An 11958-nucleotide genomic window follows, 5' to 3' on the forward strand; every position below is an offset into this window, starting at 1 on the left:
AGGGCGTGCCACCAGCCATCGAGGCCGACGGTCTCGTCAAGCGCTTCGGCGCCACCACCGCCCTCGCCGGGGCGAGCCTCTCGGCCGCCGAGGGCACGGTCCTCGGCGTGCTGGGGCCCAACGGCGCGGGCAAGACCACGGCGACGCGGGTGCTCGCCACGCTGCTCGCGCCCGACGAGGGCCGGGCGACGGTGGGCGGGTACGACGTCGTCACCGAGCCGCACCGCGTGCGCTCGCTCATCGGGCTCACCGGCCAGTACGCGGGGGTCGACGAGGCGCTCACGGGCACCGAGAACCTCGTGCTCATCGCCCGCCTGCTCGGGCAGTCCCGGCCCGCCGCGCGCACCCGGGCCGCGGAGCTGCTCGAGCAGTTCGGGCTCACCGACGCGGCCGGGCGCGCGGCGCGCACCTACTCGGGGGGCATGCGCCGGCGTCTCGACCTCGCGGCGTCGCTGGTGGGACGCCCGCGCATCCTGTTCCTCGACGAGCCCACCACGGGGCTCGACCCGGCGAGCCGCAACGAGCTCTGGGACATGGTGCGCTCGCTGGTCGGCGGCGGGGTGACGGTGCTGCTGACCACGCAGTACCTCGACGAGGCCGACCAGCTCGCCGACGACATCGTCGTCATCGACCGCGGCACGGTGGTCGCGACGGGCACGCCCGACGAGCTCAAGGCGCGCGCCGGGGCCGCGGTCCTGCAGATGCGTCCCGCGCACGGCGAGCAGCTCGAGGTGGTGCGGCGCGTCGCGGGCGAGCTGGCCGGCGCGTCGCCGACGGTCGAGCACGGCACGGTCGCCGTTCCGGCCGCCGACGAGACGCTCATGCCCGGGGTCGTCCGCCGGCTCGACGACGTCGGCGTGCGGCTCGCGGAGCTCACGCTGCGCCGCGCCACGCTCGACGAGGTGTTCCTCGCCCTCACCGGCCACCGCGCCGTGGACGTGGCGACCGCCGACCAGACCGACGTCCGGGAGACCGCGTGACCCTCGACCGCACGGTGCCCCGCGATCCGGCCACCGCCGCCGCTCCGCCCCCGCCGGCGTCCCGGCGCGCGACGCCCGCGCAGTGGGTCAGCCAGTCGATCACCATGGCCTGGCGCAGCCTCGTCCAGATCAAGCACAACCCGTCCGAGCTGCTCGACCTCTCGATCCAGCCGATCATGTTCGTGCTGCTGTTCACGTTCGTGTTCGGCGGCGCGATCGGCGGCTCCACCGACGCCTACCTGCAGTTCTCGCTGGGCGGGCTCATCGCGCAGAACGCGCTGTTCCTCACGATCTACACGGCGACCGGGCTCGCGACCGACCTCCAGAAGGGCACGTTCGACCGGTTCCGCAGCCTGCCGATCGCCCGGTCCGCGCCGCTGTCCGGGCGCATCCTCGGCGACGTCCTGCGCCAGTTGTGGTCGCTGGTCGTGCTGCTCGTGGTCGGGGTGGTGCTCGGCTTCCGCATCACGACGAGCCCGCTCGCGGTGCTCGGGGCCTTCGGCCTGCTCGTGGCGTTCACGGTCGCGTTCTCGTGGACGTCGGTGCTGCTCGGGGTGCTCGCGCGCGACCCGGAGAAGGTGCAGATCTACGGGTTCACCGTGCTCTTCCCGCTGACGTTCGCGAGCAACGCCTTCGCGCCGACCCAGACGATGCCCGACTGGCTGCAGGCCTGGGTGTCGATCAACCCCGTGTCGCGCATGGCCGACGCCCTGCGCGGCCTGCTCGTCGGCGGGCCGGTGGCGGCCAACGCGATCGCGACGCTGCTGTGGGGTGCGGCGTTCGCGGCGGTCTTCGGGCCCCTCGCGGTCTGGGCGCTGCGCACACGGGTCTGACGCGCGGGTCCTGGTCGCGGTCCGGAACGGGACGGACGGGACGCCGGCGCCGGGCCGGAGCACGATGGGGGCATGACCGAGCAGCTCGCGCCCGGCACGTCGCCCGGCGAGACCGGCGGGATCCCCGACGACCTCGTCGAGCGGGCCGTCGCCCGCGCCGACCGCTGGGCCCGGGCGGGCGCGGCGGGCACCGGGAGCGGCCCGTCGGCCCAGCTCGCCGCGCTGATGCACGACCCGGCGGGCGTCGACTTCACGCTGCGCTTCGTCGACCGCGTCGCCCGGCCCGCCGACCAGGGTGTCGCGGCCCGGGAGCTCGCCCGGCTCGCGGGCCGCGGCGGGGAGCTCCCCGCCTTCGTCCGCGGCCTCGACCGCCTGCTGCTGCGCGCCGGCGGGGTGCTCGCGCCGCGCCTGCCCCGGGCCGTCGTGCCCCTCGCGCGCCGCCGGATGAAGGCGCTGGTGGGACACCTCATCGTGGACGCCGACGGACCCGACCTCGCCCGGCGCCTGCAGCAGGCCCGCGACGAGGGCTTCCGGCTCAACCTCAACCTCCTCGGCGAGGCCGTGCTGGGCGAGGACGAGGCCGACCGGCGCCTCCGGCGGATCACCGACCTGATGCGCCGCGACGACGTCGACTACGTGTCGGTGAAGGCGTCGTCGGTGGCGAGCCAGCTCGTGCCGTGGGACCTCGAGGGCAGCCGGGACCGGCTCGTCGAGAAGCTGCTGCCGCTGTTCACGCTCGCGCGCGACACCGGAACCTTCGTGAACCTCGACATGGAGGAGTACAAGGACCTCGACCTCACCGTCGCGCTGTTCACGACGCTGCTGGCGCGCCCCGAGTTCACGGGGATGTCGGCGGGCATCGTGCTGCAGGCCTACCTGCCCGACGCGCTCGGCGCGCTGACCGAGCTGGCCGCGTTCGCACGAGACCGGGTCGCCGCGGGCGGCGCGCCCATCAAGGTGCGTCTGGTCAAGGGCGCGAACCTCGCGATGGAGCAGGTCGACGCGGAGCTGCACGACTGGCCGCAGGCCCCGTACCCGACGAAGGCCGAGGTCGACGCGAACTACGTGCGGCTGCTCGACCACGCCATCGGCGGCGACCTCGTCGACGCGCTGCGGATCGGCGTCGCGAGCCACCACCTGCACCACGTCGCGCTCGCCGTCGAGCTGGCGGCCGCGCGCGGGGCCGAGCGCCAGGTCGACGTCGAGATGCTGCAGGGCATGGCCCCGGCCCAGGCGAAGGTCGTCTCGGCGGACGTCCGGGAACAGCTCGTGCTCTACACGCCGGTGGTGCACGCCGAGGACTTCGACGCCGCCGTCTCCTACCTCGTGCGGCGTCTGGAGGAGAACGCGTCGCCGGAGAACTACCTGTACGCGCTGTTCTCGGACGCAGGCCCGGGCAGCTACGTCGACCGGTTCCGCGCCTCGGTGCGCGACCGCGACGCCGTGCCCGCCGAGCCGCGTCGGTCACGGGAGCGGGTGGCGATCGGCGAGTCGTTCCGCAACGAGCCCGACACCGACCCCTCGCTGGCCGCCGACCGCGCATGGGCCCTGACGGCGATCGGCACACCCGCCCCGCCCGTGCGCACCCCCGAGATCACCGATCCCCGCGCGGTCGACGCCGTCGTCGAGCGGGCGGCGGCGTCCTCCTGGGGCGCCCGTCCGGCCGGCGAGCGCGCCGCCGTGCTCCGCGACGCGGCCCGGGCGCTGGCCGCCGCCCGCGGCGAGCTGCTCACGGTGATGGTCGGCGAGGCCGGCAAGACCATCGCCGAGGCCGACCCCGAGATCTCCGAAGCGATCGACTTCGCCGCCTACTACGCGGACCGGGCGGTGGAGCTCGACGGCGCGCCCTTCACCCCGGACCGCGTCGTGGTCGTCACCCCGCCCTGGAACTTCCCGGTCGCGATCCCCCTCGGCTGCTGCCTCGCCGCGCTCGCGGCCGGCGCGTCCGTGGTGATCAAGCCGGCGCCGCAGGTGCGCGCCTGCGCCGAGGTCGGCGTCGCCGCACTGCACCGCGGCGGAATCCCCGCCGACGCGCTGCAGCTCGTGCACACCGACGAGGGCGAGGCCGGGCGGCGGCTGGTGACCCACCCGTCCGTCGACCACGTCGTGCTCACCGGGGCGTCGTCGACCGCGGCGCTCTTCCGGTCGTGGCGCCCCGACCTGCGCCTGGTCGCCGAGACGAGCGGCAAGAACGCGCTGGTGATCACGCCGAGCGCGGACCCGGACCTCGCCGTCGCCGACCTCGTCCGCTCGGCCTTCGGGCACGCCGGGCAGAAGTGCTCGGCGGCGTCACTGGCGATCCTCGTCGGCTCGGTGCGCTCCACGCGCACGGCGGCGGGCGCCCGGTTCCACCGCCAGCTCACCGACGCCGTCCGGACGCTGCGCGTCGGCCCCGGCAGCGACCCGTCGACGACGATGGGGCCGCTGATCGGGCCGCCGGGCGACGAGCTCGCGCGGGCCCTCACGCGCCTCGACCGCGGCGAGCGCTGGCTCGTCGAGCCGCGACACCTCGGCGGGACGCGGTGGTCGCCCGGGGTGAAGGAACCGGTCGCGGCGGGCTCGTGGTTCCACCGCACCGAGTGCTTCGGGCCGGTCCTCGGGCTCATGCACGCCGCGGACCTCGACGAGGCGATCGCGCTGCAGAACGCCACCGGCTACGGGCTCACCGGCGGGCTGCACGCCCTCGACCCCGACGAGATCGCGCAGTGGAGCGAGGCGGTCGAGGTCGGCAACGCCTACGTCAACCGGCACATCACCGGCGCGATCGTGCAACGCCAGTCCTTCGGTGGCTGGAAGGGCTCGGTCGTGGGGCCGGGCGCGAAGCCGGGCGGGCCGAACTACGTCGCCCAGTTCGGGACGTGGCACGACGGGCCGGTCGACGCCCTCCCGTCGGCGCCGCTCGCCCCCGCCGTCGCCGACCTGCTGGCCGCGGCCGCCCCGGCGACCGACGCCGGCGACCTCGCGTGGCTGCGCGCCGCGGCCGGGTCGGACGCCGCGGCGTGGCGCGACGAGTTCGCCGTCGAGCACGACCCGACGGGCCTGCGGGTCGAGGCCAACGTGTTCCGCTACCGCCCGCTGCCCTCCCTGCGTCTCGTCGTCGCACCCGGCGCCTCGGACCGCGACGTCCTGCGGGTCCGGCTCGCCGCGGCGTGCGCCGGCGTCCCGGTGACGGTGGCGGCGCCCGAGGACGTCGCCCCCGGCCCGTCCGAGCGGCTGCGCGTGGTCGGGACGCCCCCGGAATGGCTGCTGCGGGCGGCCGCGACCGCCGGCGCGTCCCTGGTCGACGCCCCCGTGGTGGCCGACGGGCGCCGGGAGATGCTCACCGTGCTGCGGGAGCAGGCGATCAGTGTGACCCGTCACCGGTTCGGGCACGTGGAAGCCTGAAGGTCATCGGTGCGTTGCACCTCCTGTGGCACAGATGACGATGTACACGACCGCCTGGTGCGGCTTCTGCCGGCAGCTGAAGATGCAGCTGGACCGCGAGGGCATCGGCTACGACGAGGTGGACATCGAGCGCGAGCCCGACGCCGCCGAGATCGTGATGAAGGTCAACGGTGGCAACCGCACCGTGCCGACCGTCGTCTTCCCGGACGGCAGCGCCGCCACGAACCCGAGCTTCGCCGAGGTCAAGGACACGCTGGCGCGCGTCGAAGCCGCGTCCTGATCTCCTAGCCGGCCGCCGCCCACGCCTCGAGCATGGCGCGGGCGATGGAGACACCGCCGGGCAGGATGAGGTCGCGGCCGGCTCCCGCTTCGAAGTTGGTCCCGCCGACGCCGGCCGCGCCCCGCGGCGCGCCGTCGCGGTGGGACCACGCGCCCGCGTCCAGGGCCTCCTGCAGCTGGGCGCGGGTGACCCACCGGGCGCCCTCGATCTCGCCCTCCTGCAGCTTGAGTGGCTGCGCCGGGTCGGCGACCGCGGTGAACCCGATCATCAGCGAGCGCGGGAACGGCCACGGCTGCGAGCCGAGGTACGAGATCGTGTGGACGTCGACCCCGACCTCCTCGGCGCACTCCCGCGCGACGCACGCCTCCAGCGACTCGCCGGCCTCGACGAACCCGGCGAGCACGGAGTAGCGGCCCGCCGGCCAGATCGGCTGGCGCGCGAGCAGCACCTGGGCCTGGTCACCCGGCCGGCCGTCGTGCACCAGGCAGATCATCGACGCGTCGGTGCGCGGGTACTCCTCGTGCTCGTGCGCACGGCACAGCTGCGCCCAGCCCGCCTTGACGGGGTACATCTCCGAGCCGTCGCGGGCGCAGAACCGGGCGCGGTCGTGCCAGTTGAGCAGCGCCACCGCCGTGGTCAGCAGTCCCGCGCCGCGGGCGTCGAGGTCGGCCCCCGAGCTGCGGAGGTCGGTCCAGTTCTCGTGGTCCGGCCCGCCGCCGGCGCGCTCCCATTGCTCGGCCGTCATGAACCCGGAGCCGGCGTCGTTGCCGTCGGCCGAGGACGGGTCGGGCACGCGCACCGCCCAGAACGCGGTACCGCTCTCCTCGCCGAGCAGGACCGCGCCGTCCGGGATGTCGGCCCCGAACACCGACGTCGGGGCGAACGCCAGCGTCAGCGTGCCGTCGGCGCCGCGCAGAACCGGCGTGCGGCCGTGCGGGTCGACGAGCACGACCTGGGCGTCCGGCCACAGCGCCCTGGCGTGGTCCGGGTCGACGCGCAGCTGCTCGCGGCGGTCGACCGTCGAGCGCGAGAGCGACGGGTCGTCGTCGAGGTGGAACGCGGCACGCAGGTCCGGGCCGGCCGTCCCCGAGCTCACGACGGGATCTCCACGCCGCCGAGGGCCCGCAGCCCGTCGGCGCTCGCGGCGGCGTCCGCGACGACGACCCCGGTGAACCGGGTCGGCGCATAGAACTCGGCGGCCGCCGCGGCGACCTCGTCCACGGTGACGGCCTCGACGCGCGCCGGGTGCTCGCGGATCCACGCCGAGGACAGGCCGTGCGCGGCGAGCGCGGCGACCGTCGAGGCGTAGCCCGCCTGCGTCGTCATCGAGATCAGCAGGGAGCCGACGAGGTAGCGCCGCGCCGACTCGACCTCGGCTGCCGTGGGCGGCACGACCGCGAACCGCCCCAGCTCGTAGCGGGTCTCCAGCAGCGCCGGCGCGGTCACCTCCGAGGCGACGTCGGTCTCGACGAGCAGCGCGGCACCGTGCGCGTCGAGCTCGAGGCTCGAGGACGCGTGGTAGGTGTAGCCCTTGTCCTCGCGCAGGTTCTCCACCAGCCGCGAGGAGAAGTAGCCGCCGAGCGACAGGTTCGCCAGCTGCAGCGCGGGATAGCGCGGGTCGGTGCGCCCGACCGCCGGCGCGGAGAGCCGCAGTTGCGACTGCACGGCCCCCGGGCGATCGACCAGCAGCAGGTCGCGGGCGGTCAGCGCGGGCAACGCCGGCATCGCCTCGGCCGACCCCGTGGTCCAGCCGGCCAGCGCCTTCTCGACGCGCGCCACCGCGTCGGCCGGGTCGACGTCGCCGACGACCACGAGCACCGAGCCGCCCGGACGCAGCGCCGCGTCCTGCAGCGCGCGGACGGCGTCGGCGGTCACCGCGGTGACCTCCTCGGCCCGGGGCATCTCGCGGGTCACCGGGTGGTCGCCGTAGCGGCGCTCCTGCAGCGCCCGCCGGGCGATCACCGACGGCTGCGCGGAGGCGAGCTCGATCCGCTCGACGAGACGGTCGCGCTCGCGGGCGAGCTCGTCGTCGGGGTGGGTCGCCGCGAGCACGAGGTCGGCGAGCACGTCGAGCAGCGTGTCGAGGCCCTCGGCCAGGGCGTGCCCGGACACCGCGAGGCGCTCCGGGTCGACGGAGAACCCGATCTCGCCGCCGACGCCGGCGAGGTCGTCGTCGATCCCGACCCGGGTCCGCGAGCGGGTGCCCGAGAGGATCGTGGTCGAGAGGACCTCGGCGACCGCGGCGTGGTCGGAGGCGCCGCTGCCGGCGGGGTCCGCGAACGGCACGCGCAGGCGCAGCTCGACCATCGGCACCTCGGCGCGGCGCACGGCGATGACGCGCAGCCCCGAGCCGAGGACGGTGTCGACCTCGTCGGGCGCGGGCACGGCGCGCTGGGGACCGAGGTCCGGCAGCGGGCGCGGGCCGGTGGGGGTGCTGCCGATCTCCTCGGCGCTGCGGCGGGTGGGGGCGCTCACGCGGCTCCTCCGGGGGTGACGGTGAGGACCGCGCGGGCGTCGGGGCGCAGGGCCCCGGCCGCGCCGGCGACGGCGGCGGGCTCGATCGCGGCGAGCATGCCGGGCAGCTCGTCGGCGAGCTCGGCGCGGCCCTGCACCAGCTCCGCGGAGCCGAGGGCGAGCATGCGGCTCATCAGCCGGTCGTGCTCGCGGTGCAGCGACGACGCCCAGCGCGCCGTCACCCGGCGCAGCTCCTCGGGGTCGGGGCCCTGCGCCGCGAGCGTCGCGAGCTCGTCGTCCACGGCGCCGAGGATGCGGTCGGGCTCGACCGACGCCGGGTGCACCGCGGTGAGCGTGAACGTGTCCGGGTCGCGAGCGTCCAGGGGCGCGCCCATCAGCCCGCAGGAGGCCGAGACGTCGGTGACCAGCTCGTCCCCGTAGACCAGGCGCTGGGTCAGGCGCGCCGCCTCACCGTCGGTGAGCAGGCTCGCCAGCACGGCGTGCGCGAGGTAGCCGGGCAGGTCCGTCGCCGGGTCGGGCAGGCGGTAGCCGACCGCGAGCGCGGGCATCGGGGCGTTCGCGTCCGTGACGGTGTCACGGCGTTCCCGGTCCGGTGGTGGCTCGCCGAAGCCCGGCCGTCGCGGCACCGAGCGGGCGGGGATGTCACCGAAGTGCTTCTCCACCAGCGTCGCGGCCTCGTCCGGGTCGAGGTCGCCGACGACGGTGAGCACGGCGTTGCCCGGCGCGTAGTAGGCGTCGAAGAACGCGGCGGCGTCGTCGAGGTCGGCCTGCTCGAGGTCGGTGAAGTCCCCGTAGCCGTTGTGGGCGTTGGGGTACGTGTCGTAGAGCACCGGCGGCAGCAGGATCCAGGGGAAGCCGCCGTAGGGCCGGTTGAGGACGTTGAGCCGGATCTCCTCCTTGACCACGTCCACCTGGTTGCGCAGGTTCTCGGCCGTCAGCCGCGGCGCGCGCAGGCGGTCGGCCTCGAGGAACAGCGCGCGCTCGAGCGCCGCGGAGGGCAGGACCTCGAAGTAGTTCGTGTAGTCCTGGTGGGTCGACCCGTTGAACACGCCGCCGGACGACTGCACGTGCCGGAAGTGGGCGAGCTTCTCCAGGCTCTCCGAGCCCTGGAACATCAGGTGCTCGAAGAGGTGCGCGAACCCGGTGCGGCCCTCCGGCTCGGAGCGGAAACCGACGTCGACGTGGACGGCGACGCCCACGACGGGGGCGGCGGTGTCGGGCACGAGCAGGACGCGCAGCCCGTTGTCGAGCACGCGGCGGTGCAGCCCCTGGGCGGTGCTGTCGGTGCTGCCAGGGGCGGTCACGCTGGAGGTCACACGGCCCAACCTAACCGCGGTGCGGACCGGCGGCCGGGCGACGCGGCCCGGCGCCGTGACCGCGGCTGCGCGAGCGCGCGGCACCGCGCCCGGCCGCGCTCTCGCGTGACCCCGGCAGCCGACGACCGGCGTCGAGCGCGGCGGGCCGTCCGGCCCGGGCGGACCGACCGGGACGCGCGGTCGGGCGGTGGGCCGTCCCGGCCCGCGGACGGGGCTCGGGGCCCCGCGTGGTGGTCGTGGTGACGGGACGCGCGGGGCGGCGGGCCGTCGACGCCGCCCGGCGCGAGCGCTCCCGCGCGATCGCGACGAGCAGTCCGGCCATGCCGAGGCCCGCGACGCCGGTGAGCAGGATCTCCAGGCGCCCCGTCAGCGGGGACTCGGCGGGCTCGGTGGCGGCGAGCGCGGCCGACGACCCGGTGCCGAGCACGCGGGCCGGGGTGTCGGCGGGCTCGGCGCCGACGAAGGCCATCCGCACCGTGATGCGGCTCCCGACCGTGGTGCCGCAGGCGTCGAGCGGCATCAGCCGCCGGCCCGCGGGGCCGTCGACCGCGACGGTGTCGCGCGGGTCCTCGCCGACGCACGAGCTGGTGGCCACGACCGTGGCCGGCCCGACCGTCTCGACGGCGGCGGGCGCGGGCTCCGCCGGGGCCGTGCCGCCGTCGCGGCCCTCGCCCCGCGCCCCGACGGGGAACGCCGCGAGGATCAGCCACAGGGCGAGGCCGGCCCCGACGGCGACCGCGAGGAGCACCCCCGGCACGCGCCCATGGCGCGGCGACCGTCGTGATCGGGTTCCGCCGCGTACCAGGTGGGAACGATCCAGACCCGCGCTCGCCGACGTTCCCCTCGCAGCCCCCGTGAGTGACACGGGCGGGATTCAAACACCCGCGGCGGTCCCACGATCGAGGCATCCGTCACGCTCACGATCAGGCGTCTGCTAGGGCCGTCCGGGGACGTCCGATGGGCCGATCCCGGCGCCGGTCCTGGCCTTGATGCCCCGCCCGGCGACGATGCGTCGTCCCGTTCGGGCGCGTGGGTGACGGTCCCGGGCGGGACGGTTCGCCGTCGGACACGCCGCCCCGCCCGTCACACGTCCGGATGAACGTCAGCGGAAGGCGTTCACGCCCGTCCGCTCGGCCGAGACCGCCCACAGCCTCGCGGCCGCGTCGGGGTCGACGGCGTAGTCACGGACGCCGTCGCGTCCCGAGGCGTTCCCGTCGACCACCTCGGCGACCTCGCAGTCCTCGAGGTAGAGACCACCGCGCCCGGCGAGCAGCGGCGACGTGGCGGCCCAGACCTCGGTGGCCGCGCCCTGGTCGGGGGTCTTGAAGCTCGCCGCCGCCTGCGGGGTCGGGTGGCCGTCGGCGTCGATCCACCCCAGCTCGACCATCTCCGCGCGCTCGAGGTGGCGCTGCAGCGGGGTCATGATGCCGCCGGGGTGCAGGGAGAACGCCCGCACGCCGTGGGGCGCCCCGAGCGTGTCGAGATGGAGGGCGAACAGGATGTTCGCGGTCTTCGACTGCCCGTAGGCGCGCCACTTGTCGTAGGGCTCGGCGCGCCAGTCGAGGTCGTCGAACCGCACGGGCGAGCGGTGGTGCCCCCGCGAGGACACCGACACCACCCGCGCGTCCCGGCCGCGCACGATCGCCGGCCAGAGCCGGTTGACCAGCGCGAAGTGGCCGAGGTGGTTGGTGCCGAACTGCGCCTCCCAGCCCGGGCCGACGCGGGTCTCGGGCGTCGCCATGATCCCGGCGTTGTCGATCATCATGTCGATCGCGCGGCCCGAGGCGAGGAAACGGTCGGCGAAGGCGGCGACGCTGTCTTGGTCGCCGAGGTCGAGCGCGTCGGTCTCCACGCCGTCGATGCCGTCGAGGGCCTCCTTCGCGGCGTCGGGACGCCGGGCGGGGACCACCACCCGGGCGCCGGCGCCGGCGAGCGCGCGCGTCGCCTCGAGCCCGAGACCCGAGTAGCCGCCGGTGACGACGGCGAGGCGGCCGCCGAGGTCGATCCCGTCCAGGACCTCGGTGGCGGTCGTGTGCGCTCCGAAGCCGGAGCCGATCGGGTGCTGTGCTGTGGTCACGGGACCGACGCTAGGAGTTCGAGCGCGCTCGAACGCAAACCCTGTTCCCCGCGCACGACACCGCCCGGCCACCGCGTCGCGCGGTGACCGGGCGGGGAGCTCTCTCAGCGGCGGGCCAGCACCCGCGGGATCTCGTGGCGGCGGGCGACGGCCACGACGCCCAGCAGCACCCCGAGGATCACCGGCGTGTACCAGAAGCCCTCGGACAGGAAGAACAGCTGGGCGCCCGTCGCCCCGACCATGAGCGCGACGAGGCACGCCGCGGCGAGGCCGGCGAGGCGCGGGACGAGTAGGCCGATGCCGCCGGCGACCTCGAGCAGACCCACCACGACGCGCAGCCACTGGCCGGTGCCCAGATCCTCGAAGATCTGGACCGCGTAGGCCTCGCCGAACAGCTTCGGGGCGCCGGACCCGACGATGAACATCACCCCGAGCAGCACCTGCAGCGTCCAGAGACCGATCGTCGCCGGCCGGGTGCGGGTGGTGGCGGGTGCCGGGGCGAGGGTCATGACGGTCGGCGCGGTCGACGTGGTCATCGGGGGCCTCCTGGAGGGGCGGGGTGCGATGAGAGAAGCGTGTCGGAGTCTTAGTCCTACGTCAATACTTACTCGTT

10 protein-coding genes are annotated in these 11958 nt (G+C 75.5%); 4 read left to right on the forward strand and 6 right to left on the reverse strand.

Going from position 1 to position 11958, the window contains the following annotated elements; translation table 11 throughout:
• Nucleotides 1-5: 5 nt before the first annotated feature.
• The 4 genes from ACR9E3_RS12470 to ACR9E3_RS12485 all read left to right on the forward strand — a co-directional run bounded on the left by ACR9E3_RS12470 (nt 6) and on the right by ACR9E3_RS12485 (nt 5477).
• A complete protein-coding gene (locus ACR9E3_RS12470; RefSeq protein ID WP_460380596.1) occupies nt 6-980 on the forward strand; it encodes an ATP-binding cassette domain-containing protein in 975 nt (324 codons plus the stop codon).
• Nucleotides 977-1813, forward strand: a complete 837-nt coding sequence (locus ACR9E3_RS12475; protein WP_460380597.1) for an ABC transporter permease — start codon at nt 977-979, stop codon at nt 1811-1813. The genes ACR9E3_RS12470 and ACR9E3_RS12475 overlap by 4 nt, the downstream gene beginning before the upstream one ends.
• Before the next feature lie 72 nt (nt 1814-1885).
• Nucleotides 1886-5197: a bifunctional proline dehydrogenase/L-glutamate gamma-semialdehyde dehydrogenase gene (locus ACR9E3_RS12480; protein ID WP_460380598.1), complete on the forward strand. Its 3312-nt coding sequence runs from the start codon at nt 1886-1888 to the stop codon at nt 5195-5197.
• Between the two features lie 34 nt (nt 5198-5231).
• Complete coding sequence (locus ACR9E3_RS12485; protein ID WP_460380599.1) at nt 5232-5477, forward strand: mycoredoxin; 246 nt, start codon at nt 5232-5234, stop codon at nt 5475-5477.
• Nucleotides 5478-5481: 4 nt separating this feature from the next.
• Here the strand turns inward: ACR9E3_RS12485 and nudC are convergent, their stop codons facing one another.
• From nudC to ACR9E3_RS12515, 6 genes are all read right to left on the reverse strand, one after another.
• Entirely contained in the window at nt 5482-6573 is a 1092-nt protein-coding gene (nudC, locus tag ACR9E3_RS12490; protein ID WP_460380600.1) for an NAD(+) diphosphatase, read from the reverse strand.
• The gene (locus ACR9E3_RS12495; RefSeq protein WP_460380601.1) at nt 6570-7952 is read right to left on the reverse strand and encodes a M16 family metallopeptidase; all 1383 of its coding nucleotides are present in this window, start codon (nt 7950-7952) and stop codon (nt 6570-6572) included. Before ACR9E3_RS12495 ends, nudC begins: the two co-directional genes overlap by 4 nt.
• A complete protein-coding gene (locus tag ACR9E3_RS12500) occupies nt 7949-9268 on the reverse strand; it encodes a M16 family metallopeptidase (protein ID WP_460380602.1) in 1320 nt (439 codons plus the stop codon). The genes ACR9E3_RS12495 and ACR9E3_RS12500 overlap by 4 nt, the downstream gene beginning before the upstream one ends.
• Nucleotides 9269-9278: 10 nt before the next feature.
• Entirely contained in the window at nt 9279-10025 is a 747-nt protein-coding gene (locus tag ACR9E3_RS12505; protein ID WP_460380603.1) for a hypothetical protein, read from the reverse strand.
• Nucleotides 10026-10370: 345 nt separating this feature from the next.
• The gene (locus ACR9E3_RS12510) at nt 10371-11345 is read right to left on the reverse strand and encodes an SDR family NAD(P)-dependent oxidoreductase (protein WP_460380604.1); all 975 of its coding nucleotides are present in this window, start codon (nt 11343-11345) and stop codon (nt 10371-10373) included.
• A 104-nt stretch (nt 11346-11449) separates the two neighbouring features.
• Nucleotides 11450-11881: a DoxX family protein gene (locus ACR9E3_RS12515; RefSeq protein ID WP_460380606.1), complete on the reverse strand. Its 432-nt coding sequence runs from the start codon at nt 11879-11881 to the stop codon at nt 11450-11452.
• Nucleotides 11882-11958 lie beyond the last annotated feature (77 nt).

This window comes from Actinomycetospora sp. C-140 (genome assembly GCF_054796175.1).